The sequence below is a fragment of the Chitinophaga ginsengisoli genome (assembly GCF_003014595.1).
Lineage (GTDB): Bacteria > Bacteroidota > Bacteroidia > Chitinophagales > Chitinophagaceae > Chitinophaga > Chitinophaga ginsengisoli.
On record NZ_PYGK01000007.1, the window covers coordinates 258,388 to 285,121 of the forward strand.

The 26,734-nt window shown below is 44.7% G+C and carries 17 protein-coding genes; 15 read left to right on the forward strand and 2 right to left on the reverse strand.

The annotated features are described in order from the left end of the window. Window positions 1-10 precede the first annotated feature (10 nt). Genes CLV42_RS18765 through CLV42_RS18780 form a run of 4 tightly spaced genes read left to right on the forward strand, consistent with a single transcriptional unit; the run spans window position 11 to window position 8,726 of the window. Complete coding sequence (locus tag CLV42_RS18765) at window positions 11-1,942, forward strand: glycoside hydrolase family 97 protein (RefSeq protein ID WP_106603551.1); 1,932 nt, start codon at window positions 11-13, stop codon at window positions 1,940-1,942. Window positions 1,943-1,961: 19 nt separating this feature from the next. Continuing rightward, on the forward strand, window positions 1,962-4,145 hold the full coding sequence (locus CLV42_RS18770; protein ID WP_245901688.1) for a glycoside hydrolase family 3 C-terminal domain-containing protein: 2,184 nt from the start codon (window positions 1,962-1,964) through the stop codon (window positions 4,143-4,145). 21 nt (window positions 4,146-4,166) lie between these two features. Continuing rightward, window positions 4,167-7,112: a beta-galactosidase gene (locus CLV42_RS18775; protein WP_211303486.1), complete on the forward strand. Its 2,946-nt coding sequence runs from the start codon at window positions 4,167-4,169 to the stop codon at window positions 7,110-7,112. Window positions 7,113-7,133: 21 nt separating this feature from the next. Further along, entirely contained in the window at window positions 7,134-8,726 is a 1,593-nt protein-coding gene (locus tag CLV42_RS18780) for a GH39 family glycosyl hydrolase (RefSeq protein WP_106603461.1), read from the forward strand. Window positions 8,727-8,820: 94 nt separating this feature from the next. On the opposite strand, the gene CLV42_RS18785 is transcribed toward CLV42_RS18780, so the two are convergent. Then, entirely contained in the window at window positions 8,821-9,702 is an 882-nt protein-coding gene (locus CLV42_RS18785; protein WP_106603462.1) for a helix-turn-helix domain-containing protein, read from the reverse strand. A gap of 207 nt (window positions 9,703-9,909) precedes the next feature. Between CLV42_RS18785 and CLV42_RS18790 the strand changes: the two genes are divergently transcribed. From CLV42_RS18790 to CLV42_RS18835, 10 genes are all read left to right on the forward strand, one after another. After that, window positions 9,910-11,559: an alpha-L-fucosidase gene (locus CLV42_RS18790; RefSeq protein ID WP_106603463.1), complete on the forward strand. Its 1,650-nt coding sequence runs from the start codon at window positions 9,910-9,912 to the stop codon at window positions 11,557-11,559. Window positions 11,560-11,581: 22 nt separating this feature from the next. After that, entirely contained in the window at window positions 11,582-12,598 is a 1,017-nt protein-coding gene (locus CLV42_RS18795) for an aldo/keto reductase (protein WP_106603464.1), read from the forward strand. Between the two features lie 15 nt (window positions 12,599-12,613). Further along, window positions 12,614-12,949, forward strand: a complete 336-nt coding sequence (locus CLV42_RS18800; RefSeq protein ID WP_106603465.1) for an L-rhamnose mutarotase — start codon at window positions 12,614-12,616, stop codon at window positions 12,947-12,949. Between the two features lie 9 nt (window positions 12,950-12,958). After that, window positions 12,959-13,975: a zinc-binding alcohol dehydrogenase family protein gene (locus CLV42_RS18805; RefSeq protein ID WP_106603466.1), complete on the forward strand. Its 1,017-nt coding sequence runs from the start codon at window positions 12,959-12,961 to the stop codon at window positions 13,973-13,975. A 209-nt stretch (window positions 13,976-14,184) separates the two neighbouring features. Continuing rightward, window positions 14,185-16,104: an alpha/beta hydrolase-fold protein gene (locus CLV42_RS18810; RefSeq protein ID WP_106603467.1), complete on the forward strand. Its 1,920-nt coding sequence runs from the start codon at window positions 14,185-14,187 to the stop codon at window positions 16,102-16,104. Between the two features lie 20 nt (window positions 16,105-16,124). Further along, a complete protein-coding gene (locus CLV42_RS18815; protein ID WP_106603468.1) occupies window positions 16,125-16,721 on the forward strand; it encodes a helix-turn-helix domain-containing protein in 597 nt (198 codons plus the stop codon). Between the two features lie 54 nt (window positions 16,722-16,775). Continuing rightward, a complete protein-coding gene (locus tag CLV42_RS18820; protein ID WP_106603469.1) occupies window positions 16,776-17,132 on the forward strand; it encodes a nuclear transport factor 2 family protein in 357 nt (118 codons plus the stop codon). A 507-nt stretch (window positions 17,133-17,639) separates the two neighbouring features. Continuing rightward, a complete protein-coding gene (locus CLV42_RS18825) occupies window positions 17,640-20,921 on the forward strand; it encodes a T9SS type A sorting domain-containing protein (protein WP_106603470.1) in 3,282 nt (1,093 codons plus the stop codon). Between the two features lie 192 nt (window positions 20,922-21,113). Then, on the forward strand, window positions 21,114-23,078 hold the full coding sequence (locus CLV42_RS18830; RefSeq protein ID WP_245901689.1) for a glycoside hydrolase family 97 protein: 1,965 nt from the start codon (window positions 21,114-21,116) through the stop codon (window positions 23,076-23,078). A 108-nt stretch (window positions 23,079-23,186) separates the two neighbouring features. Further along, window positions 23,187-24,581 (forward strand): sialate O-acetylesterase, encoded by a 1,395-nt coding sequence (locus CLV42_RS18835; protein WP_106603472.1) that lies wholly within the window; start codon window positions 23,187-23,189, stop codon window positions 24,579-24,581. 87 nt (window positions 24,582-24,668) lie between these two features. On the opposite strand, the gene CLV42_RS18840 is transcribed toward CLV42_RS18835, so the two are convergent. After that, window positions 24,669-25,979 carry an alpha-L-fucosidase gene (locus CLV42_RS18840; protein WP_106603473.1) on the reverse strand — a complete coding sequence of 437 codons (1,311 nt, stop codon included), beginning with the start codon at window positions 25,977-25,979 and terminating at the stop codon, window positions 24,669-24,671. Between the two features lie 199 nt (window positions 25,980-26,178). On the opposite strand from CLV42_RS18840, the gene CLV42_RS18845 reads away from it, so the two are divergent. After that, on the forward strand, window positions 26,179-26,712 hold the full coding sequence (locus tag CLV42_RS18845; RefSeq protein WP_106603474.1) for a MepB family protein: 534 nt from the start codon (window positions 26,179-26,181) through the stop codon (window positions 26,710-26,712). Window positions 26,713-26,734: the final 22 nt, after the last annotated feature.

The window sequence follows — 26,734 nt, forward strand, 5'->3', positions numbered from 1 at the left end:
TATGGTAAATATGAAGACTGCATTTGTTGCGGTTGTTTTTTGGGCACTTGGCTCCTCATTATCCTTTGCGCAGAAAGTAACAGTACAATCACCAGATAAGAAGATCAGTATTGCGCTATTCTCAGACAACAATAACGATGTTGGAGAGTGGTATATCAAAGCAGCTTATAATAACAATGGAAAAATTTCTGAAGTTACTCCGCGTATTGATTTAGGGCTGTTACGTAGCGATCAGGACTTTTCAAAGGAACTGAAATTCCTCAAAGCCGGTAAACCCATTTTAATCAATGAGCAATACACTGCATTGCATGGTAAGAGAGCTGTTTGCACCAATTCAGCGAATGAAGTGATCCTCTCTTTTGAGAATCCTTCCAAAGCTAAGCTGGACATTATTATCAGGGCATACAATGATGGCATTGCTTTCCGCTACGGTTTTCCGGAGAAGCAGGGGACGTTTACTATAAAAGATGAGCTGACTGCGTACGCCATTCCCAAAGAAACAGTGCGCTGGATGGAAAAATGGAATACAGCCAATGAAGGATTGTATGTTTCAATGAGCGATAGTAGCATTCAAAGAGAGCAATGGTGCTACCCGGCGCTTTTTAGATTAAAAGATAGTTCCTGTTGGTTCCTGCTGCATGAAGCCGATGTGAACAGGACTTATTGCGGTACTAAGCTCAGTAATACAAATGATGGATCGAGCTACAAGCTTACGTTTCCTGATCCCGGAGATGGAAGAGGACTGGGTGCATCACAACCTACGGTAACACTTCCCTGGCAGTCGCCCTGGCGTGTGATGATCATAGGTACGCTCGCAGATATTGTAGCATCTACATTAGTGGACGATGTATCTGCCTCGTCTGTTGTAAAGAACACTGGCTGGATTAAACCGGGGATCGCCTCCTGGAATTACTGGTCCAGCAATCACGGCACAAAGGATTATAAGATTGTTTGTGAGTTTGCCGACCTGGCGGCGGAAATGAACTGGCCTTATACCCTGCTGGACTGGGAATGGGATGAAATGAGCAATGGTGGTAATCTGGAAGATGCGCTCCAATACATTCATTCAAAAGGCGTGCAGCCATTGATGTGGTATAACTCCGGAGGTCCTCATACATATGTTAATTCCACTCCCCGCGATAGGATGCTGACGCATGAAAAAAGGGTTGAGGAATTTATGAAACTAAAAAAGCTGGGTGTTGCCGGCGTGAAAGTTGACTTCTTTGAAAGTGAGAAGCAGGATATGATCAAATACTACCTGGATATTCTTATGGATGCAGCTCAATTTGAAATGATGGTTTATTTCCACGGTTGTCTTGTGCCACGCGGCTGGACAAGAACGTATCCAAACCTGATGACACATGAAGCAGTACGTGGAGCTGAGTGGTATAATAATGGTCCCGATTTCACAATGGCAGCGCCAGCGCATAATGCCATTCTTCCTTTCACCCGTAATGTGGTGGGCCCTATGGATTATACACCGGTTACGTTTACCAATTCTCAATATCCGCATATTACATCTTATGGACATGAACTGGCACTGAGCATTGTATTTGAATCCGGTATTCAGCATTTGGCTGACCGTCCGGAAGGTTATCGTCTATTGCCTGATGCAGCCAAAACATTTCTGAAAGAAGTGCCGGCTGCATGGGATGATACCAGGTTGCTGGGTGGATATCCAGGTAAAGATGTTATGATTGCCCGTCGTAAAAATAGCGCATGGTTTATCGGTGGAATTAATGCCGAAATACTGGAAAAGAAAAAGACTATCACCTTCAGTTTTCTGCCGGAAGGCGTTAAATATAAACTGACGCTGATCTCCGATGGACGGCATGACAAAGATCTTGCCGTTCAATATTTAACAGTGGATAGCTCCAGCTCAGTTGAAATTAACATGCTTCGCCGTGGTGGCGTTGTGGCGGTGTTGAAACCCATGTATTGAAATATAAAAGTTGACGTAAGTGAAAAAAATAGTAAGGCAATTTGTATTCAGTTTTGCAGGAATAATAATGGCAGGTATAGCCAATGCACAGCATGTGGCAAACGACAACAGGCAGGAGGAAATGATCCGCTCATTAGTCAGCCAAATGACGCTGGAGGAAAAAGTGAGCCTCCTGCATGCAAACTCAAAGTTTTATGTGCCGGGAATAAAAAGACTGGGAATCCCTGAATGGGCTTTAAGCGATGGACCTCATGGCGTACGTGCAGAGATAAACCGGCACGACTGGGGGTATGCCGGATGGACGAATGACTCCGCAACCTGCTTCCCTCCCGGTACAGCGCTTGCTGCTACCTGGAATCCCAGGCTGGCTTACGAGCGGGGAGTTGTATTGGGGGAAGAAGCCCGCTTTCGGAAGAAGGATATTTTACTTGGACCCGGTATCAATATTATCCGTTCGCCGCTTTGTGGAAGAAATTTCGAGTACATGAGCGAAGATCCACTCCTTATTTCCAAAATGTCAGTTGCTTATATCAAAGCTTTACAGTCCAAAGATGTGGCTGTAAGTGTAAAACACTGGCTGGCTAATAACCAGGAGGAACACAGAGATTCTATTGATGTGTATATGAGCGAAAGGGCACTGCGTGAAATCTATTTGCCGGGATTTAAGGCTTCCATAACAGAAGGTGGTGCATACACTGTAATGGCGGCCTACAATAAATTCAGAGGAGACTGGTGTTCTGAGAATGAATACCTGGACAGGAACATTCTTCGTAAAGAGCTTGGTTTTAATGGCGTGTTAATGACCGATTGGGCTGCTGCACATTCAACAGTAAAAGCTGCCTTAACCGGACTTGACCTGGAAATGGGGACGGATAAACAAGATTACAACGAATGGTATTTCGCCAATCCATTGATCAAAGCAGTGGAAGAAGGAAAGGTGCCTGTTACCATTGTCGATGAAAAAGTAAAGAATGTGCTGCGGGTGATGGTAAAGACAAAAATGTTTGAGGAAGAAAACCGGGAAAAAGGAAAGATGAACACACCGCAGCATCAGCAGGCCGCATATAACGATGCAGCCGAGGCGGCAGTGCTATTGCGGAACAACGGGAACATACTTCCGCTGAATTTCAATAAGATCAGATCCATTGCGGTTATTGGGGATAATGCGACACGTAAGCATTGTGGCGGCGGCCTTAGCTCCGAAATAAAGACCCTGTATGAAATTACACCGCTTGACGCTATCCGGAAAAAGTTTGGATCTGCTGTTAAAATAAATTTTGCACAGGGTTATGAAAAGCAATCCACTTTTAAAGAAGGCAGCAACATCGGGCAAACCAGCACAGATAAGGTGAATTGGAAATTGATTGATGATGCTGTTGAAGTGGCAAAGGAATCGGAAGTAGTGCTCATTTTCGGGGGATTGAACCATGATTTCGATACTGAATCTTCCGACAAGCAGAATATGGATCTGCCTTATGGACAAGATGTTTTGATCCGTGAAGTGGCAAAAGCAAATCCTAATACCGTGGTTGTTATCATTGCCGGTTCGCCGGTAAAATTAGCAGGGATTGTTCAACGTGTACCTGCTATACTATGGTCCTGGTTCGGTGGAATGGAAGCAGGAAATGCCGTTGCTGATCTGCTGAGTGGTAAAATAAATCCCTCTGGTAAGCTCCCCTTTACATTGCCAGTATCGCTGGATCAATCACCCGCCCATGCATTAGGTAATTTCCCCGGGAGAAACCTTCGTGTAAATTATGAAGAAGATATTTTAGTAGGGTATCGTTGGTTTGATACAAAGAAAATCGTTCCGCAATACCCATTTGGTTATGGTCTTTCTTATACCGCTTTTTCGATAAGCCATTTTTCTACAAACAAAACCAGCTATGGGAAAGGAGACACCATCCATGCAAAATGTATCATAAAGAATACAGGGGCACGGTATGGGGCGGAAGTCGCGCAATTGTATGTCAGCGACCCGGTTTGTTCCGTTCTGCGCCCTGAAAAAGAGCTCAGGGCTTTTGAAAAGGTTTTTCTACGTCCAGGCGAAACAAAAACAGTTGAGCTGAATGTGAAAGTTGCGGATCTGGCATTCTATGATGAAACAAAAAAAGCCTGGAATGTAGAAACAGGCGAATTTGTCTTACACATCGGCAATTCATCACGCAATATTTCAGGAGCGGTGAAAATTTCGGTTAAGTAGCATTCACAAGGATTGTAACACATGAAAAAGTATACAGGAGTAGTAGCTGCATTGATTAATATGAATAAATACCCGATACTCTTTATTATAACTGTTTTGATCTCAGGATTAAACGCAACTGCGCAGGTGGGCAGCCGCTTTTTCCCTGAGAAAGATCTCATTACAACCGGCATCTATTATTATCCCGAGCATTGGAACGAAAATCAATGGGAACGGGATATTAAAAAGATTTCGGGTATGGGCTATGAGTTTGTGCACCTGGCGGAATTTGCCTGGTTCAAAATGGAACCACAAGAGGGTAAATTTGAATTTGACTGGCTGGATAAGGTGATAGATCTCTGCGCCAAATATAATGTGAAAGTGCTGATGTGTACTCCTTCTGCGGCGACGCCGGCGTGGATGAGGACTCGTTATCCCGAAACTTTTGTCATGGATGGTCATTACATTCGGGCTGAGCATGGCACACGTGGCTTAGGGTCAATCGTTAACCCTGCCTATCGCAAATTTGTAGCAACCATTGTAACAGCGATGGCCAGGCATTATGGTCAGAATAAAAATGTGATTGGCTGGCAACTCGATAATGAGCCTGATGCTAAGCCTGATTATAGCCCTTCTTCACAGGAAGCCTTCAGGCAGTGGTTAAAGAACAAATACAAAACTATTGAGGCATTGAATGCCGCCTGGGGCACTGCTTTTTGGAGTCAGTGGTACGATGATTTCGATCAGATCATTATTCCTAATACCACCCTGGTAGGCTGGTGGGGCAATAACCCCCATGCCTTGCTTGACTTTAAAAGGTATGCTGCAGATGCCCAGGCCGAATTCCTGGATTTTCAGGCAGCGACATTACGGAGCCACATTTCAAAGGACCAGTTTGTGACCACTAATTATACAGCGGTTTCTACAGGTGCTGATCCGCGGCGCACCAATAAGCTTGATTTTGCTACTTATACCGCGTACCCGAATGGTGGTACCAACAATATCGGGGAGCTGGGTTTTCGTTTGGGAAATAGTAAGGTGATCCTCTTTGCCGCTGAATATTATAAAACAGTAGGTGGTGTCTCCGGCGTAATGGAAATTCAGCCCGGCCCGGTGAACTGGGGCAGCTATAACCCGCTTCTTTTGCCCGGTACCGTACGTATGTGGCTGTATCACACTTTTGCTGCAGGCGGAAAGGTAGCCTGTTCCTACCGGTTCCGGCAGATCAACTATTCTGCAGAGCAATATCACGCCGGTGTAATACAGCCGGACGGTATAACACCTTCGCGGGGCGGCGAAGAGTATATGCAATTCATGGAAGAAATGAAAACGCTGCGGAAACAATACCAGCCAGGTGTTACCATGCCGGCAGCACTGGCCGCAAGGTCAACGGCCATCCTCTGGAACGTGGAAAATTACTGGACTATCGACCGGCAAAAACAGACCTGGCAGTGGGATGCCTGGAATTACCCGATTAAATTCCTGGAAATAGCAAAATCATTCGGTGCACCGGTAGATGTGATCCAGGAAACGGCTGATCTGTCAAAATACAGATTTGTGATTGTCCCCGCATACGAAATGGCCGATAGTGCTTTGGTAAAGAAATGGAGCGAATATGCCGCTAACGGAGGACATTTGATCATTACCTGCCGGACGGCAACCAAAGATCGTATGGGACACTTCTGGGAGGCAGAATGGGCTGCTCCCATATCCGCGCTTATAGGGGCACAGGTGAAAGCAACTGATATGCTTTCAAATAACGGCAATGGAGAGATCCTTATGAGATCGGAGCATTACAGCTGGAACAACTGGGCAGATCTGCTGGAGCCTGATAAAAACACAGAAACACTTGCCGCATTTAACAACCAGTTTTATAAAGGAAAAGCAGCGGTAGTAAAACATAAGGTTGGTAAAGGCACAGTAACCTATATCGGCGTGGATACAGATGATTCAAAACTGGAACAGGACGTGCTGCGTGGCATTTATACCGGTGCAGGAGCTACCACCGAGAATTATCCGCCTGGCGTATATGTTTACTGGCGGGATGGCTTTTATGTAGCGGTAAATTATTCCTCAGATAATTATGAAATGAAAATGCCTGCATCAGCCAGCATATTGATCGGAGGAAAGGTATTGGAACCAGGAGGGGTGTTGGTTTGGAGTGATAAAGGGGACACTGTACCCACTTTTCCTGATCCGCCTGCCGGGTTTAATGTGCAGCGTAATAATATGCCTCATGGGAAATTAGCAGTGGTTCAGTACCACTCAAAAACACTCGGAAAACTACGGGAAATGAGTGTGTATACGCCTCCGGGATATGCCGCTGATAAGAAATATCCCGTGTTATATCTGTTACATGGATTGGGACAAGACTATCGTCAATGGACTGAATGGTGCCAGGCAGATAACATTATAGATAACCTGATTGCCGATGGTAAAATTCGGCCTGTGGTGATGGTTTTTCCTAATTGTGATACCAGGTTGACCGTAACAGATACATCGTCAGCCAGCCGTTCCGGAAGAGCAGATAATTTTGAAGGTTATGGAAAATCATTTGAAGAGGATTTATTGAAAGATATAATTCCTTACATCGATTCGCATTATTCCACTATCAGTGACTGTGAACATCGCGCATTGGCGGGTTTGTCAATGGGTGGCGGACAGTCGTTAAATATAGGTTTGCATCATCTGGCAACGTTTGCCTATATAGGTGGCTTTTCTTCGGCACCTAATACGAATAAGTTTGGTAATATGTATACAGATGTTCAATTGGTTCCGGATATTAAGGGCGCCCGGGAAAAGTTGAAACTGCTATGGTTGGGATGTGGTAATAAAGATGGTCTTTTCGGAATCAGTGAAAGGGTCCATCAGTACCTTACAGAAATTGGTGTTCCCCACGTTTGGAATGTAGACACTAACGGGCATGACAATATTGAGTGGGATCACAACCTCTATCAATTTTCCCAATATCTTTTTAAACGGTTATAAGAAAGGTAAATATAATTAGAGATGAAAAAAGTAGTCATTTTTTTGCTAATCCTGCTTTCTGCCATTGCAGAGACATTGGTCGCACAAGGGATAAAAGAGAAGAAACCAGCTGCTCCTGAACGGATCATCAATATGGACTTCAATAAAACAGCCGGCAAATTGAATACCATGTTCAATGAGTGTGTTGGTGCAGGCCGCGCCAATGAGGGGCTCCGGGCCGACTGGCAACAGCAGCTTGCATATGTAAGAAAAGAATGTGGTTTCAGATATATCCGCATGCATGGTCTTTTAACAGATGACATGGCTGTATATACAGAGGATAGTAAAGGTAACCCGGTTTACAATTATATGTACATTGACGCTTTAGTTGATTTTTTACAAAGCATTGGCATGAAACCCTTTGTTGAGCTGGGCTTTATGCCTTCAGCACTGGCAAGTGGTTCTAAAACGATCTTTTGGTGGCGGGGTAACGTAACTCCTCCGAAGGATTACGAAAAATGGGGCGCATTGGTGAAAGATCTTACCCGGCATTTTACAGAACGTTACGGAGCAAGCGAGGTAAAGACCTGGTATTTTGAAGTTTGGAATGAGCCTAACCTGGATGGTTTCTGGGCGGGGACACAGGAAGACTACTTCAAATTATACACCTATAGTGTTAAAGCTATTAAAAGTGTCAACTCATCATATCGCGTTGGAGGACCGGGCACTGCCGGCGCGGCCTGGGAACCGGAAATGATTGCATACTGCCAGAAGAATAATGTACCCATAGATTTTATAAGCACTCATGCCTATGGGGTCAAGCAGGGATATCTCGATGAATTTGGCAATTCAGGTACCGTGCTCGATAAAAAACCCATGAGTGTGAGCGGTGATGTGCTTCAATCCAGAAAGGAGATTGCCGGTTCGTCAATGCCTGATCTGGAGCTCCATTACACCGAATGGAGTGCATCCTATACTCCGGCTGATCCTATTCATGACAGCTATCACGAAGCCGCATACGTGCTGCAAAAACTGAAGCAGGTTGGTAAGGCTGCCAACTCAATGTCGTACTGGGTCTTTACCGATATTTTCGAAGAACCCGGCCCCCGCTTTACGCCTTTTCACGGCGGCTTCGGCATGCTGAACATCCAGGGCATCAATAAGCCGGTATTCTACGCATACCAGTTTATGAACAGGCTGGGAGATATTGAATTGGCAAATGCAGATTCCACATCATGGGTTTGCAGGGATTCATCCGGAAATATACAGGTATTAGCCTGGGATTTTACCAATACACATCCGGGAGATTCCGTACACAATCAACAATATTATATCCGTGATCTTCCTTCAAAACCGAAGGGAAAATTGAAGGTCAATATTGCAAACGTACCTGCCGGAACCTACGCACTTGAAGTATATAAAGTAGGATATCGCTGCAACGATGCTTATTCCACTTATCTCTCCATGGGAAAACCGGCACAGCTTACAAGACAGCAGGTAGCGCAAATTAAATCGAAAAATGACGGTATGCCGGTTTCAAAAGATATCATAAAAGTGAAAGAAGGGCTTTCTTTTTCAACGGAGCTGGAGATCCGGGAGAATGATGTTTATTTTCTGAATATAATAAAACTTTAATCACCCCGAAAATCGCTGATGTTATGAAAAACCAGCTTCCCTGAAACCTGGTACCTATTTAGTCCGGGTAGAAGAGGGGAGCTGGTTATAGCATCTAAAAGTTGACAAGGTCCATTTGTTTTTTATAATTCCCCGGAGACAGGCCAGTGATTTTTTTAAATATTTTAGAGAAGTAAAATACATTTTCAAAACCGGTCTGTGTAGCAATTTCAGCATAGGTCATCTGGGTTGTGACCATCAGGTATTGAGCCCGCTCGATCCTTTTTTCATGTATATATCTTACAGGCCTTTCCCCGGTGTGTTGTTGAAAAAGGCGTGAAAAATAATCTGTATGCAGGTTCGCCCTTTTTGCCAGGTAGGTTACCGAAAGATCGCGGTGCAGGTTTAACTGAATATAGCTGATAGCGCTCAGGATCTTTACCGGCACAGGGCCAGCATCCTTATTCTCAAATATATCCGGTGCCAGAAATCGTGAGACCAATTGTAAAAGTATGCCATGTGTTTCTGTGAACGTTGCCATGCTTTGCCGGTTATTAAGCTCCTGGTACTCCTTATAAAAAATGTTCTTTTCGTAGATTCTTGGATTATCTGAGCGATTGATGCCCCTGCCTGGGTTTATTTCCAGCAAACGGGCGAAGTTCATGATATCAATTTCTGTTGCTTTCACCTTAAGGATAGACCTGTTATTGGCAAATAAGGAAATACCATCCGACGACTCCTCAAAAAACTGGACAAAATACTGACTGAGATAGCTCTTACAGAAAAGATTACATAAGGTGAAGCTGGGGATGATATATAGGAACCCCGGCTCAAGTTTGATCTTCGTCGACACATCCCATATTTCGCCCGCCCCGGCATCAATATAGTATAGTCTGAAATATGGGCTGATAACGTTTTTATAATTCCACTTTGAATCAAGATCTACATGATCGACGTTTAATAACGTGAAAGTATGTTTTAGCGCCCTTTTTATCATACGGTGTAATAAATGAATGAGATTAGCTGAAATGCCTTTTTCTACCACAGCAAAATAAACAAATAGTCGGTTTTGTATAAAAAAAAGTCCTGTTAAGCTAAATGTTGAGTGGGCATTTAACAGTAAGTTTGATTTATTGCTTATCAGTCGCAATTTAAGCTGGAGAATATCTGCCGGCTTATATTGAAACTAATAAAACTAAATTCCATGAAAAGAAGAACATTGATAAAAGGCTTAGCCACGGGTCTGTCATCCTTATATCTTTCTAATCTTTATGCACGCAACCTGTTTGCTTCCCAGGCAGATCATCTTATGGCTGCAGGCCCGTTTCAGCCCACCTGGGAATCGCTGGGGCAGTACCAGGTACCTGACTGGTTCCGTGATGCGAAATTTGGCATCTGGGCGCATTGGGGCCCGCAATGTCAGCCCGAACGTGGTGACTGGTATGGCCGCGGTATGTACCAGGAAGGTGGCGATCAATATAAATATCATTTGGAAAAATATGGTCACCCTTCAAAATTTGGTTTTAAAGATGTGATCAACGAATGGAAGGCGGAGAACTGGGATCCGCAGGAATTAGTTGCTTTATACAAAAAAGCCGGCGCCAGGTATTTTATGGCCATGGCCAACCACCACGATAATTTTGATCTGTACGATAGCAAATACCACCGCTGGAATGCTACTAAGCTGGGACCTAAAAAAGATCTCATTGGCGGCTGGGCAAAAGCAGCTAAAGAACAGGGGCTGCCCTTTGGTGTAACGGTACACGCCTCACATGCCTGGACCTGGTATGAGACGGCCCAGCGCTCTGACAAAAATGGACCTTATGCGGGTGTCCCTTATGATGGAAAGCTGACTAAAGCTGACGGGCACAACAAATGGTGGAATGGTTATGATCCACAGGAATTGTATGCACAAAACCATACTTTGAGTAAGGACAGTCTTGATGACAATAGCATGGGAGAACATTGGTACTGGGGGAACGGCGCAAGCGTGCCAGACAAAGCTTATTGCGATAAATTTTTAAACCGTACGCTTGAGCTCATAGATAAATATAGCCCTGAGCTTGTTTATTTTGATGACAATGCATTGCCGCTTTGGCCGGTAAGCGACGTCGGGTTAAAAATAGCAGCGCATTTCTACAATACCAGTATTAAAAAACACGGAAAACTGCAGGCTGCTTTGTTTGGTAAGATGTTGGACGAGCAGCAACGCAAGTGTATGATATGGGATATCGAGCGTGGACAAAGTAACCAGATAGAACCCCTGCCTTGGCAAACCGATACCTGTATTGGTAACTGGCATTACGACCGTCGCGTGTTTGATAACAAAAGTTATAAAAGTGCTAAAACAGTAATACATACATTGGCCGATGTGGTGAGTAAGAACGGTAATCTTCTACTGAACGTGCCGGTACGTGGCGATGGTAGCATTGATAGTGAAGAACGCGCAGTAGTGGAGGAAGTGGCAGCATGGATGCAGGTCAACGGTGAAGCTATTTACGGCACGCGCCCCTGGAAAACATTTGGTGAAGGGCCGGCCATGGAATCAGTTGTAGCTTTGAGCGCACAGGGTTTTAACGAAGGGAAAGGCAAACCATTTGGAGCAGAAGATATTCGTTTTACTACGAAGGGGAAAACACTTTACGCAATTATGTTAGGCTGTCCACCGGATAAAACGGCATTGGTTAAAACACTGACTGCAAATGATCGGACAGGAAAAGTTGCCCGGGTTAGCCTGCTGGGAAATGACAGCCTGACCTTTGAGCAAACATCTGAAGGACTAAAGGTGCAGCTGCCGGAACGGCCGGTGTGCAAAAATGCACTTGTACTGAAAATTGAAGGCGCGATCGTATAAGTATTTATTAGTGCTCTATAATATGCAGGAAATCACATTGCCGAAAGTAATTTTTGGCACCAGCGGATTAGGAAATTTATATGTAGCGCTCCCGGATGAGGTGAAGCTATCTATTGTGAATGAAAGCATAAAATGCTCCGCCAAACCTGTTGTATTTGATTCAGCAGGTAAATATGGCGCCGGGCTGGCATTGGAAGTGCTGGGCAGGTCCTTAAAACAACTAAATGTCAGCCCTTCGGATGTGCTGATCAGTAATAAACTGGGTTGGTTACGTACGGAGTTAAAAACGGCCGAACCCACTTTCGAACCCGGAATATGGCGGGACCTGAAGTACGATGCAGTTCAAAAAATAAGTTATGAAGGCATCCTGGAATGTTATGAACAGGGAAATGAGCTGCTTGGCAGTTATCATGCGGAGTTGGTGTCTGTGCATGATCCCGACGAATATCTTGCAGCATCAAAGAGCGAACGGGAACAAACACAGCGCTACCAGGATATCCTGGATGCTTACCAGGCTTTAAATGAATTAAAGAAGGCAGGCAAGGTCAAAGCGATTGGAGTGGGCGCAAAAAATTGGCGGATCATAAAAAAAATAGCGGATGATGTAATGCTGGATTGGGTAATGATTGCTAATAGTATGACTGTTCATAGTCATCCCGCGGAGTTGGCGGAATTTATGCTAAAGCTTCAGCAGCAGGGGACCGCAGTTATAAATTCTTCTGTTTTTAATGGTGGATTTTTAACGGGATCAGCTTATTATAATTACCAGTTGACAGATCCGGCAAAAGACAAAAATTTATATCAGTGGCGGCAGCAGTTTTATCAGTTGTGCCTCAATCATAAGATAGAACCGGTACAGGCATGTGTAATTTTTGGCCTGAATGCACCGGGGGTTACGAGCATCGCACTGAATACTACCCAGGCAGAAAGGGTAGCACAGAATGTTGCATTGCCCCAGTCAATAATCCCGGAAGGATTTTGGAAGGAAATGGTAGGGCAAGGATTGATTGACAGGGTTTATGCTGCCAGCTACTTATAAACACTAAAAAAGAATATGAAAAGATACTGTTTAGCCCTTGATCTGAAGGATGATCCTCAGTTGATAGCGGAATATGAATATTGGCACCAGGCAGAAAATGGCTGGCCCGAAGTTAAGAGGAGCATACTTGATGCGGGGATTACGGAAATGCAGATCTACAGAACGGGTAATCGTTTAATGATGATTATGGAAACCAATGACCAGTTTAACGCAACCGCAAAAGCGGCTGCTGATGCCGGCAATCCTAAAGTGCAGGAATGGGAACAGTTAATGTGGAAGTTCCAGCAGCCTTTACCCTGGGCAAAAGAAGGAGAGAAGTGGGTAATGATGGAACAGATCTTTCAGCTTTAATAAAATGACATGCGAACAATAATTTGTGAAGAGCCAGGAAAATTAGTGCTTAAACAGAAAGAAAGACTGGCGCCTGGAGAAGGTTACGCCCAGATCAGGATCAGGAGAATAGGCGTTTGTGGTACCGATCTGCATGCGTTTGAAGGCACACAACCCTATTTTAGCTACCCACGTATTTTAGGACATGAGCTTTCAGGAGAGTTGGTTGAATGTAATGGCGCACCAGGCTTTAAAAACGGTGACATTGTAACATTTATCCCATATTTTAACTGCGGTGCCTGTATTGCCTGCAAATCAGGAAAGCCTAATTGCTGTGTTAAGATCAATGTCTGTGGTGTGCACGTTGATGGAGGAATGACCGAATACCTGAATGTGCCGATCAGTGCATTGGTACATGGGGATGGCCTGAGCTATGATGACCTGGCGCTGGTGGAACCCCTGGCTATCGGCGCACACAGTATCAGGCGGGCAGCTGTAAAACCGGGTGAATTTGTATTGGTCATTGGCGCGGGCCCCATAGGATTAGGGGTAATGGAATTTGCCCGTATTGCAGGTGGCAACGTAATTGCCCTGGATGTTAATGCAAAAAGACTAGCATTTAGCAGGGATAACTTGAAAGTAGCGCATGTTATCAATGCGTCAACCGACAATGTGCTGGATCAGCTTTCTGCTATAACAAAAGGGGAGATGCCTACAGTAGTAATAGATGCCACGGGCAATTTAAAGGCAATAAATAACGGCTTTCAATACATGGCACATGGCGGCAGATATGTACTGGTTGGTTTGCAAAAAGGGGATATTTGTATGAGCCATCCGGAGTTTCACAAACGTGAAGCTACGTTAATGAGTAGCCGTAATGCAACCCGGGAAGATTTTTATCACGTCATTGGATCCATAAAAAGTGGGTTGGTACAACCTGGTGCTTACATTACTCACCGTATTGCGTTTGAGAACGTTACAAGTGAGTTTGAAAGTTTGCCGGATCCATCCAATGGGGTAATTAAAGCTGTTATAGAACTGGAATGATTGACATATTGAGGAAGCTTATACTTTAATTACATCTAAAAAAAGGCGGTTATTTTTAAACTTTTTGAACCGCTAAATTCCTTTTCTTTGCAATACTTCAGACTGCCGGTAGCAGCACCTATGGCAATACCACGTTTAATGAAACCCGAAGCTCAGTAACCCACGTATGCCACTGCAAGACGGTATTTATAATAGAAAAATCATCCAGCATGAAAAAGTTAGTTTTTAATCTACCCATTCTTCTGTTGTTTACCATGCCCGCTTTTGCACAAGGCGTCATTGAACACGCGCCTTCCGGTTTTGATTCCCTACGTGCTGGTATACCACATGGACGGATTGATACCATTAGCTATAACTCGGTAACGGTAGGTAATCCCCGTAAAGCGCTGGTATATACGCCGCCGGGATTTTCCAAAAAGAGTAAATACCCGGTGTTATACTTGTTACATGGCATAGGCGGCGATGAAAAGGAATGGCTGAATGGCGGTACCCCTCAGGTAGTGCTGGACAACCTGTATGCCGAAGGAAAAATTGAGCCGATGATTGTTGTTATGCCTAACGGCAGGGCCATGAAAGATGACCGGGCCATTGGCAATATTATGGCTCCTGATAAGGTACAGGCGTTTGCTACTTTTGAAAAAGATCTGTTGAACGATCTCATTCCCCATATACAAAAGAAGTATCCTGTTTACACGGACCGGGATCACCGGGCCATTGCCGGCCTGTCGATGGGAGGTGGGCAGTCACTGAATTTTGGCCTGGGTAACCTGGACAAGTTTGCATGGATCGGCGGTTTTTCATCTGCGCCAAATACTAAAATACCGGAACAGCTGGTACCGGATCCCGCGGAAGCAAGGCAGAAAATAAAATTACTCTGGATCTCCTGCGGCGCCAGCGACGGATTGATTACATTCAGTAAACGCACGCATGATTACCTGCAGAAGAATAATGTGCCGCATATCTATTACATTGAGCCGGGCGTGCACGATTTCAAAGTATGGAAGAACGGGTTGTATATGTTCTCCCAGCTGATCTTTAAACCGGTGGATACTACCACGTTCTCCAAATATCCTGTAGTGGGCGCGCCTGCTGCAACCAATACGCGCAATGCAAAGTATCCGCAGATATTGGCTGACCACCGTGTTGTTTTTCGTGTGAAGGCGCCGGAAGCGCAGAAGGTACAGGTTGATCTGGGCCGCAAGTATGATATGGTGAAAGACACAGGTGGTTTATGGACGGCAACAACAGATTCTATTGGTGAAGGATTTCATTATTATTCCCTGCTTATAGATGGCGTGGCCGTTGCCGACCCTGCCAGTGAAACTTTTTATGGTATGGGAAGAATGGCCAGTGGTATTGAAATACCCTTTACGGGTGGCGGCTATTATGCATTAAAAGATGTACCGCATGGAGATATCCGGGTCAGGAAATATTATTCAAAGGTTACCGGTTCATGGCGCCAGTTGTATATCTACACCCCGCCTGGTTATGATGCAAATATAAACGAAAGATATCCTGTACTCTACATTTTACACGGTGGCGGTGAAGACGAAACCGGCTGGGCCAGGCAAGGTAAAACGGATCTGATCATGGATAATCTGATCGCCTCAAAAAAAGCGGTGCCCATGCTGATCGTTATGCCCGATGCAAATGTAGGTGGTGTTGCCTTTGATGAATCTGCACTGAAGACATTTGAATCAGAACTAAAGGATGTTATTATACCCCTGGTAGAAAAAAACTATCGTGCGGAAACAGATCCCAAAAAACGGGCATTAGCCGGTTTATCCATGGGCGGCATTCACACGCTTTATACCGGTATTAAAAACACCGATCTGTTTTCTTACCTCGGCGTATTCAGTTCGGGCTGGATACAATCCAGGCAGAGTAGTATTGCGGAGGCTCAGTACAATTTTATGAAAACCAATGCGGCCACTATCAACAACCACCTGAAATCACTATGGATTGCTATGGGAGGAAAGGAGGATATTGCCTACGGGAACTGCCAGCTGATGCTGGCAAAATTGGATGAATTGAATATCAAACACACTTATAGCGAATATCCGGGTGGCCATACCTGGCCGGTATGGCGGAATAACCTGTTTAATTTTGCGCAGCTGCTTTTTCAATAAGACTTTGTAATTTCGGGTCTATGATCCGGCTGTATGAAAACTTTAACCAATGCAAGGCAAAGGTGGAACTGCTGTATGCGGATGATGTCATGAATATGGCCTTCTGCGAGTACCGCCGCTCTTCAGAAGATGCCTTCTTTATGCCTTACACTACACTTACCTATGTACGCGAAGGCAGGAAGGTGGTTTTCCTGAACGGTGAATGTTATGATATGAAAGGCGGTGATGCGCTCCTTATTCCAAAGAATTCTATTTTATATTCTGATATCATCGTAAAGCGGGAACCCTTCGTAAGCCTGAACCTACTGCTTGGGGAGGAGGATACGTTGCTCAGTCCTATGGCCTGCCACATTACAGACCGTATGCAGCTCCAGTATTATGCCAGCATGCACAACATGAGCCTGAGCACTTTTAAACGATGGTTCAAAAAAGAAGTGGGCAGTAGCCCCGGCCAATGGATGATCGGGAAACGTTTACAACACGCAAAATACCTTCTGCAACACAAGCAGCAATCGGTGAAGGAAGCCTGTTATGCAAGCGGATTTGAAGATATATCCTATTTTATCCGCAGGTACAAACAGGCATTCGGCCATACACCAGGTCAGACAGCAATTTGACCTTTTTGTCCTATTTCCTCATATTCCTGCGCCGTACTTTTATTAAAAAAAAATATGATCTCACGCGAACAGGCCCTGCAATTTGCAGACGAATGGGTAGCCGCATGGAACGCGCACGACCTTGATGCGGTACTCGCACACTATACGGAAGATTTTGAAATGAGCAGTCCCTTTATACTGCAGATGGGCATCAACCCGGATGGCTGTCTCAAAGGAAAGGAAAACGTACGGAATTATTGGGAAAAGGCGCTGGTGAAATATCCTGATCTTCATTTCGATCTGCACGAAGTTTTATCGTGCATGAATACTGTGATCATCTATTATACGAGTGTTAAGGGAAAGAAAGCGGCGGAATTTTTCGTATTCGATCAGGATGGGAAGGTGTTCCAGGCGATGGGACATTACAATTAGCCCACGCTAAGCCTTATCCATTGTATTCGGTACAGATGTATTTTTTGCGCTGGCAGGCGAAAGCCGCTGCTAAAAGTAAAGAATCATCTGTACCGATATGATGGGCCACTTCCTGGAAGTGGTTAATACAACGGGATGGATGCCGGACTTGTAAACACTATATTCGATAATCGAATATGACAGAATAGCAGTCATCTTCTGTCCCGGAGCAAAGTGGAATTTCGCGGTAGTCACAGTATGTCGATACTAAAAGAAAGGGCCCCTAAAGAAGTTAAACCTGCAGAATTCCTATGAAAAATCAGCATTTGAAACATTTCCTACCATAGTCTGCAACTTTTGAGAACCCCGCCTCAAAGAACATCTCCGTAGTTTTACAACATTCAGTTAAGAGAATAATTGCCGTTATGAAAATGCGTCTGCTGCTGCTAAGCTTCCCGGGAGCATCCCGTTGTGATGCCAAGTTGTCGGAACTTTCGTTAGAAAACCAAACAAACGACCATAAACTCTATGAAAACCAAATTACTGACACCATTTAAACAAAAGGGCATGCTACTTTTCGTCTTCGGACCTTTTACATTCCCTCAATGCAGGCAAAAAAAACTTGCCATTCTCTGTTTACTCCTCCTAAGCCTTGTGTTTCCGGGCTATAAAGTGATGGCACAGACCACCGCCGGCTATGTCTGGAAGAACGCACCAATTGGTGGTGGCGGATTTGTGACAGGGATCATTACCCATAAGACATCCGGCGATAGGTATTGTCGCACAGACGTAGGCGGGGCTTACCGTTGGGATGCTGCGAACAATAAATGGGTTCAACTACTCGACTGGCTTGACGAGTCAGAAAATGGATTTATTGGAGTGGAAGCCCTCGCGCTGGATCCGCAGAATCCCAATAATGTTTATATGCTCTGTGGAACCTCCTATATCAACAATGGAAGAACGGCTATATTAAAATCTACAGACAAAGGAAATACTTTTACTTATACAGATGTTACCGCTAAATTTAAAGCGCATGGAAATGGGAGCGGACGCGGTAACGGAGAACGTCTTGCAGTAGATCCCAAAAACAGTAACATATTATTCTGCGGAACCAGGGCTAACGGATTGTGGAAGAGTACGGATGGTGGCACTACCTGGAACCTTGCCTGGAACGGTGTAACTACCACCTCCAACGAGAACGGAATATGTTTTGTAGTGTATGATCCGTCAAGCGCCGTAGTGGGTGGGGCTACTCAAACCATGTACATAGGCGTTTCCCGCACCGGAAGCGCGAATATTTATAAGAGCACAGACGGAGGCGCCAGCTTTACCGACATTTCCGCCACTACCGGTTTTATGCCGCATCGCGCGGCACTGCAGGGAACTACCATGTATGTTACCTATTCAGATGATGCAGGTCCGCAATCAGGTGGAGGAGATGGGAAGTTATATAAGCTCAACACGGCTACCGGTGTGTGGACAAACGTTACCCCCGTTTCTTCAAAGGATTATCCATACGGAGGCGTGAGTATAGACCCGACTAATGTTAATCGGGTAATAGTATCTACCTGTGGCATGTATTGGAACAACCAGTTTGGTACCGGCTGGGGAGACTTTATTTTCCTCACTACCGATGGCGGATCGACGTGGACACTTAAAAACGGGAAGAATGCTACATATGATAGTAATGGCATGGGATGGTCTGACGGAGGCGCCGTTAACTGGATGGACTGTATCGAGTTTGATCAATCCAATCTTTCAAAAGTGAGGGTAATCGGCGGAGGCGGCATATATACCTGTTCCGATATCACAGCCACGAACCCTTCCTGGAAATATGATGTGATAGGAATTGAAGAAACAGCATTGCTCGACGTGACAAGCATTCCCGGAGGGCCGGTTATCTCTTCTTTCGGCGACGTAACAGGCTTTGTGCACCAGCCGTTGACTTCTTATCCAACAAAAAAACTTTCCCCTACAGATGGGAATAACCAGAGCATTGCTTATGCTGGTGCCAACACAAGCAGAGTAGTAAGGGCTTCCAACGGAGGAAACGTTGTTTACTATTCCAACGATATGGGTGCCACATGGACGGGAGCCACCACCAACATGGGGACAGACGGAAAGGTTGCCATCAGTGCAGATGGAGGCACTATATTACATTGCCCCGGAGGTTCCACAACGACCTACTATACTACGAACAACGGAGCTGGTTGGTCGGCCTGTTCGGGTGTATCACTCGGAAGCGCTGCTCCGGTGGCTGATCAGGTAAATCCGAATTATTTTTATATATACATTCCTGGCAACGGACAAATGCTCCGGAGCTCCAATAAAGGCGTCAGCTTTTCAGTAGCAGGTACGCCGGGCGCGTCAACCGCAAATTATCCGTGGGAAGCCGCCCAAATCCGGACAGTGCCGGGTCTTGAAGGGCATATTTGGGTACCTCTTGGCCGCAACGGATTGAAATATTCAACCGATGCCGGAGCGACTTATACAGCCGTTTCAAATGTAACTTATTGCAAAACGGTGGGAATAGGAAAGACGATGCCCGGATCCAGCTATCCTACTATTTTCATCTGGGGAACAGTGTCAGGCATTACGGGTCTGTTCAGATCAACAGACCAGGGTGCTACCTGGGCCAGATTGAATGACGACGACCATGAGTTTGCGGGCGCGCCATTGCTCGTGGGAGACATGAATGTTGCCGGAAGAGTATATATGAGTTCCGGCGGCGGAAGAGGCTTAATTTACTGGGACCCTGCCGCTTGTACACCTACTGCCATCACTCCGTACGTGCAGCTTAATGGTGGGACCTGGCAGCAGATGGCCAATGCTGCTGTAACTGCAGGTGGTAGCGTAAAGTTTGGCCCTCAGCCTATTCAAGGAGGATCGTGGAGTTGGAGCGGGCCGAATAACTTTAGTGCTGCTACGCGCGAAGTAACCATTTCAAATATCCAGGCCAACCAGGCAGGGAACTATGTGGCCACCTACACTAATAGCGGAGGATGCCAAAGTACGCAAACCTTTAACGTCACCATGACGGGCTCCATACTGAGAGAATCCTGGACGGGGATTAGCGGAGCTACTATTAGTAGCCTGACCTCCAATGCCAATTATCCAGACAATCCTACAGGCAGGGATCAGCTCACCAGCCTGGAAGGCCCGACAAACTGGGCGGATAACTATGGAACCAGGATCCGTGGATATATCTATCCTCCTGCAAGCGGAAGCTACACTTTCTGGGTAGCTGGAGATGATAATACGGATTTATACCTGAGCACCAGCGACAAGCCCGCCAATAGCTCAAGGATAGCTTATGTGAATGGCTGGACGAATTCGAGAGAATGGAATAAATACAGCACACAGCAGTCCACTACCATTAACCTGGCTGCCGGACAAAAATACTACATTGAAATACTTCATAAAGAAGCCAGTGGTGGTGATAATCTAGCGGTAGCCTGGCAGGGGCCCGGTATTTCACAACAGGTGATTGCTGGAAATTATCTATCCCCGTTCGTTCAGGGAACAGGCGGTACTTCTGCTGCCAGAGTAGCATCGAAGGTCAACATTAATGAAGATGCAGTTAGCATATATCCGAATCCCGCCAGTGCCGGAAGGTTTACGATCCTTCTTCAGGAAGTTTCAGAAAATGCGGTCATAAGAATTTATGATAACCAGGGCAGAAAGCTTTACGAAAAGAAAACTCAAGGCAACAACAAGATAGAGATCGATTCGAGGCTTAATGCAGGGTTGTACATCGTGACGATAGATTCGAAGGTGGGAAGTTTCACTAAGAAGATCATCGTTCCCTGATAATCTTTCACCAGTTATTGGGAATGCTTCGCAGGAAGCATTCCCAATATTTTCTGTAATCATGCCCGTTTGCACCTGAAGGATGCCTTTAACTTCACCTGGTAGTAGTCAGAATAGTCTATTTGAACCGTTTTGGAGATCGATATTTTCTTTTTGGATTTGATAAAATTGTAAGTCGTTATCGTTATGAAAATGAGTATTAAAAACACAATTCTTTTAGTTTGGCTCCTTATTGGGATGAATGCCTGGGGGGACGGAACCATGAATCAGGCACAGGCACAGCAGGTTGCTCAGTTACAAAGCCCCGACAAGTCCATTGTACTACATGTATCCTTGTCAGCTTCAGGTGAAGTTCAATACAGTATACAAAGATCCGGTGTTAACATCATCCACCCTTCAGCTTTAGGTGTGACGATGAAGGGGCATGATTTTACACGAGGGATGAAACTGGTCACGACATCAAAGCCGGAACGTATAACAGAGGGCTATCAAACGAAGAATGCAAAAAAAAGCAGCATTCTTTACCAGGCGAATCAATTGGTGATGTCTTTTGCTAATGAAGAAAAGCAAGAAATGGATATCATTTTCCGGTTATCCAATGACGGGGTTGCTTTCCGGTACCGGTTTCCCTGGATAAAAAATAATGAAACAATAGTTAAAGAGCAGTCCTCATTTGCATTTGACAAAGAAACAAGGGCCTGGCTGCAACCCATGAGTGAAGCAAAGACAGGTTTCGAGCACTGTCATCCATCTTATGAAGAACATTATTTGCAGGACATTGCTGTTGGCACGGTATCGCCGTTAAAGTCCGGGTGGGTATACCCCGCTTTGTTTAAAACAAATGAAACATGGGTATTAATCACTGAAGCGGCACTTGACGGTACTTATTGTGGCACAAGATTGATCAATGATTCTGCCTCGTCTGTCTATTCAATCGGTTTTGCCGATCCAAGAGAGGTATTTACAGGTGGGGGCTATTTGCCGGAGAATAATAAGCCGTGGCTTACACCCTGGCGTATTATTGCAATTGGAAGTCTGAAAACAATTGCTGAATCAACATTGGGCACCGATTTGGCGCCGGCAGCAGTATTACAGGATACATCTTTTACGAAACCCGGAAAGGCTAGTTGGAGTTGGATCAATAGCAAAGACGATAACATCACTTTCAATGAACAGAAAAAATATATTGACTATGCTTGTGATATGCACTGGCAATATTGCCTGATAGATGCAGACTGGGATACTAAGATCGGATATGATAAGGTAGCTGAACTCTCAGCGTATGCAAAACAAAAAAATGTTGGATTGTTATTATGGTACAATTCTGCAGGAGACTGGAACACGATCAAATATCATCCTAAAGATAAACTGCTGACGAAGGAAGGACGGGAAAAAGAATTTAGTCGTTTGCAGGCAATGGGCATTAAAGGCGTAAAGATTGATTTCTTCGGAGGAGATGGACAGAGCATGATTCAGTACTACATTGACATTTTGAATGACGCTGCAAAATATAAGCTGCTCGTTAACTTTCACGGCGCTACATTGCCAAGAGGCTGGCAAAAAACCTATCCTCATCTTATGACAGCCGAAGCAATTTATGGAATGGAGATGGTAACATTTGATCAGCATGCAGCCGATAAGCAAGCCAACCATTGCGCTATGCTGCCGTTCACCAGAAACGCATTCGACCCGATGGATTTTACACCCATGAATCTCACCGGGCTTACGTCATCTAATTGTATCAGAAGAACTACTCCCGCATTCGAACTGGCTCTTTCGGTTTTATTCTTATCGGGCATACAGCATTATGCACAATCGCCGGAAGGAATGGAGCAGGTACCCGTTGACGTGAAAGCGTTTTTAAGTAAGCTTCCTGACAACTGGGATGATGTGAAATTTTTGGAAGGATACCCCGGGAAATATGCTGTCATAGCCAGGCGAAGTGGCAAACGCTGGTATCTTACCGGTATTAATGGAGATAAAAGTGAAAAGAAAGTGAATCTTGACCTTACCTCATTTAAGAAAAGCAAGGCAACCCTGTTTACTGATGGTACAAAAGGTGAACTGTTTTCAAAAGCAGTCCTGAACGCAACAGTACAAAAGAAATTCGATCTTACCTTGAATGCAAATAGCGGATTTGTAATGGTGCTTGAGTAATTTTAACGGGTTAACTCCGGAAGTGAATATTTCGCAGACGGCAGTCACCGTACTTTCATTTGTTGGGTATGGATGTTATATTTAATTACTAAAGTATTAAGCACGATTATGAAAAAACTATTCCTTTATGGCATTACACTGCTATTGCCCACGGTACTTCATGCAGCCATCAGGTTGCCGGCACTGGTAGGAAACAACATGGTGTTACAGCAAAACGACAGTGTAAGTATCTGGGGATGGGCAAATCCTTCGGAGAAAGTCACGGTATTTACGGGCTGGGATAACAAAACAATGACGGTCACCACCAGCGGCGATGCAAAGTGGACTTTGAAAGTACATACACCAGCAGCAGGAGGACCTTATGAAATAAGACTGAAAGGATCCAATGAGATTGTACTGAAAAACATCCTGATCGGCGAGGTATGGCTGTGTTCGGGGCAATCTAACATGGAATACTGCTACTACAACGGCATCCGGCAGATAGCAGCCGAGCTGCCTGTTTGTAGTAACAATAACATCCGGTTCTTTAACATACCCAAAACTACGGCAGGATATCCCCAGGACAACTGTCTGGGAAGCTGGGAAGTATGCGACAGTAACAGCCTGAAGCCTTTCAGTGCGGTGGGATATTTTTTCGGAGCGAAACTGCAGCAATCGTTGGGAGTACCGGTTGGACTGATCAATGCCAGCTGGGGAGGAACACCGGCAGAAGTATGGGCGCCGGAACGGCTTGTGGCTGGCGAACCCCGGCTTAGTGCAGCTGCCGCTAAGTTAGCACCGTCTGCCTGGTGGCCGTATAAACCAGGTTATGCTTATAACGCTATGATAGCTCCTCTTATCAATTTCAACATAAAAGGGGTTATCTGGTACCAGGGAGAAGCCAACGTGAACACTGCGGATACCTATACACCATTGTTCACCGGCATGATACAGGCATGGCGTGATGCATGGCATAAACCGCTGCCTTTTTACTATGTCCAGATAGCACCGTTCTCCTACGAAAAGGAATATCAGGCTGCATTGCTTCGCGAGGCACAGGCACGCAGCAGTGCCCTTGCGGGAACTGGTATGGTGGTAATAGCCGATGTTACAGAAAATGTGAAAGATATTCATCCCCAGGATAAGAGAACAGTGGGCAACAGGCTTGCTAGTTGGGCACTTGGAGAGAATTATGGTAAAACCGGATTTGCCTGGAAAAGTCCGGTATTCAAAGAAATGAGCATCAGCAAAAACAAAGCAGTGCTCCGTTTTTCCAACGTCCCCACTTCTCTCAGGATCAATGGTAAAGCGCCTGCCGCCTTGTATATAGCGGGAGCAGACAATGTTTTCTATGAAGCATCTGCGAAGGTGGAAAAAGATGCACTGATCGTTTGGAGTAAAAAAGTAGAGAAGCCTGAATCGGTGAGATACGGCTTCTCCAATACTGCTATCGGTAATATTTTTTCTTCGGAAGGATTACCTGTTGTCCCTTTCCGTACTGATAACTTGCTGATCACACCTTAGATGAAAATTTAGTGTTTAAAGGGTTAAACTATGAAGCCTCTTCAGGACGGGCCGGTGACAACTGTCGCCGGCCCCAATGGAGCCAGGCTATTTCAAATTTAGCTTCACAATCATATCTGTTTTGTGTTCTTTATTAGTAATCCCATTTAATACAATTGCACCCTCACTTTGTGTGAAGCTAACCTTTACATTTGTTCCCAGATATTTTGCAGCAGTAATTTTTTTTGAAACAGATGGCAGCATGATTTTTCCTTCTGGAGGAACGTTCAAGATATGAACGTAAACCGCTTTTTCTGTGAAAGTTGTTCCACCCCATTTTTCATCCCAGACTCCTCCCTTTGTGCTGTAAATACTTTCTCCATATATTGAAAGGAAATTACCAATCTCTTTCAATCGTTGCACCTGTGCAGGCTCAATTTCTCCATCTGCTTTTGGCCCGACGTTCAATAATAAATTCCCACCCTGGCATACAACAGACACTAATAAACGGATGCAACTATCAAGGGACATCATACGATCTGCTGCATGAGGCGTCCACCCCCACGCCGTTTGACTGAGGTTGGTACACAATTCCCAGGGCCTGCTTTCTCTTCCTCTCAATGTTACTTCCTGTGTATTAAAGTCGCCCATCCATCCGCTGCGGGGATTGATCACAATCTTTGGTTGCAGTGCTCTTACCATTGAATTGAGCTTAATAGGCTGCCAGCTGAATTTTCCGGTATAAGGTTTTTCAAAACCACGTGTGTACCAACCTTTGCCTCCATCCCACATCAGACCTGCAAAACCAAGCCAGTTATCTTCTCCTCCGTCATACCATAAAATATCAATCTTGCCGTAATTGCTTAACAGCTCATGCACCTGTGTGTAGGTTTGCTTTTTCATTTCAAGGGCATTGGAATAGTATAAGTCAGGAAAAAAGAAACCCGGATACCGCCAGTCCAGTGGAGAATAGTAAATGCCGGCTTTCATTCCGGCATCATGAGCTGCATCAATATATTCTTTGATCAGATCCTTTTTTGCAGGACTGTTCATTGAATTGTAATCGCCAACACTGGTATTAAACAAACTAAAGCCATCATGATGTCTTGAAGTTACCACCATGTACTTACATCCAGCCTGCTTTGCAACATCTACCCAATTTTTCCCGGAGAATTTTGCAACAGCGAATGAGTCTTTTAGTTTTCCGTATTCAGATGTGTCCATCCGTTTATTGAACATCGCCCATTCGCCCTCGCCTAAAACAGCATACAATCCAAAATGAATGAACAATCCAAACTTGGAATCTTCCCACCATTGCATGTCTTTTTGCGAAAGCAATAGAGAAGAATCAACAACTACCTGCCCAAAGGAATTGAGTGTGATGATAAATAGCGACAGCATTAAAAGAGATCTTTTCATGGAATTTATTTTTGCATACAAATTTCGTATGTTGTAAAACTATCTATATTTCTTTTGAACGAGCCTCTTGAATGTTACAATTAACGTTGTAGAATGTTGCATATAAGTTTTTTTTTCATCAGCTTTGGGGAAACGGCATATATTTAGGTGTTGACGTCACCCTGGCGCGAAACTCAACAAAAAAGAAGAGACATAGACTATGACAAATGAAAACGTACTTTATTCCGACCTGAAAGTTGTGAAAGAACTGCTTTATGACAAATGCGGCTTCAGGCTGACAGACCTAAATCTGAATGCTGAAAGTGTAGAATATAGTGCTTGTTCATTTTATCTTGACCGAAAGAAAATTGAGTATCGGGCGTCTAAAATTACACCGACAAAAACAGGACAGTTTGTAACTATCTGGAAGCGAAATAAAAATGGCGTAACTGAACCGTTTGACACTTTGGACGACATTGATTTTATCGCAATAACAGCAATAAGAGGCGACAGCGTCGGACAGTTTATTTTTCCGAAATCTGTTTTGGCAGACAAAGGAATTATTACACAAAATGGGAAGGACGGAAAACGTGGTATCAGAGTGTATCCAACCTGGGACACTGTGACGAACAAACAAGCAGAGAAAACTCAAAGCTGGCAAAGAAAATACTTTGTAGAAATTAAAGCCGACAACACAACGGACATTAATTTGACCAAAGAATTATTTCTGCATCAACCATCATCAGTCGGATAGCGGCCAATGTTATAATAATGAA

Coding starts and splice junctions, on each gene's coding strand:
- CLV42_RS18845 (WP_106603474.1), top strand. CDS start 26,179: ATGACAAATGAAAACGTACTTTATTCCGACCTGAAAGTTGTGAAAGAA.
- CLV42_RS18830 (WP_245901689.1), top strand. CDS start 21,114: ATGAGTATTAAAAACACAATTCTTTTAGTTTGGCTCCTTATTGGGATG.
- CLV42_RS18800 (WP_106603465.1), top strand. CDS start 12,614: ATGAAAAGATACTGTTTAGCCCTTGATCTGAAGGATGATCCTCAGTTG.
- CLV42_RS18825 (WP_106603470.1), top strand. CDS start 17,640: ATGAAAACCAAATTACTGACACCATTTAAACAAAAGGGCATGCTACTT.
- CLV42_RS18835 (WP_106603472.1), top strand. CDS start 23,187: ATGAAAAAACTATTCCTTTATGGCATTACACTGCTATTGCCCACGGTA.
- CLV42_RS18840 (WP_106603473.1), bottom strand. CDS start 25,979: ATGAAAAGATCTCTTTTAATGCTGTCGCTATTTATCATCACACTCAAT.
- CLV42_RS18815 (WP_106603468.1), top strand. CDS start 16,125: ATGATCCGGCTGTATGAAAACTTTAACCAATGCAAGGCAAAGGTGGAA.
- CLV42_RS18820 (WP_106603469.1), top strand. CDS start 16,776: ATGATCTCACGCGAACAGGCCCTGCAATTTGCAGACGAATGGGTAGCC.
- CLV42_RS18780 (WP_106603461.1), top strand. CDS start 7,134: ATGAAAAAAGTAGTCATTTTTTTGCTAATCCTGCTTTCTGCCATTGCA.
- CLV42_RS18790 (WP_106603463.1), top strand. CDS start 9,910: ATGAAAAGAAGAACATTGATAAAAGGCTTAGCCACGGGTCTGTCATCC.
- CLV42_RS18805 (WP_106603466.1), top strand. CDS start 12,959: ATGCGAACAATAATTTGTGAAGAGCCAGGAAAATTAGTGCTTAAACAG.
- CLV42_RS18775 (WP_211303486.1), top strand. CDS start 4,167: ATGAAAAAGTATACAGGAGTAGTAGCTGCATTGATTAATATGAATAAA.
- CLV42_RS18795 (WP_106603464.1), top strand. CDS start 11,582: ATGCAGGAAATCACATTGCCGAAAGTAATTTTTGGCACCAGCGGATTA.
- CLV42_RS18810 (WP_106603467.1), top strand. CDS start 14,185: ATGAAAAAGTTAGTTTTTAATCTACCCATTCTTCTGTTGTTTACCATG.
- CLV42_RS18785 (WP_106603462.1), bottom strand. CDS start 9,702: ATGATAAAAAGGGCGCTAAAACATACTTTCACGTTATTAAACGTCGAT.
- CLV42_RS18765 (WP_106603551.1), top strand. CDS start 11: ATGAAGACTGCATTTGTTGCGGTTGTTTTTTGGGCACTTGGCTCCTCA.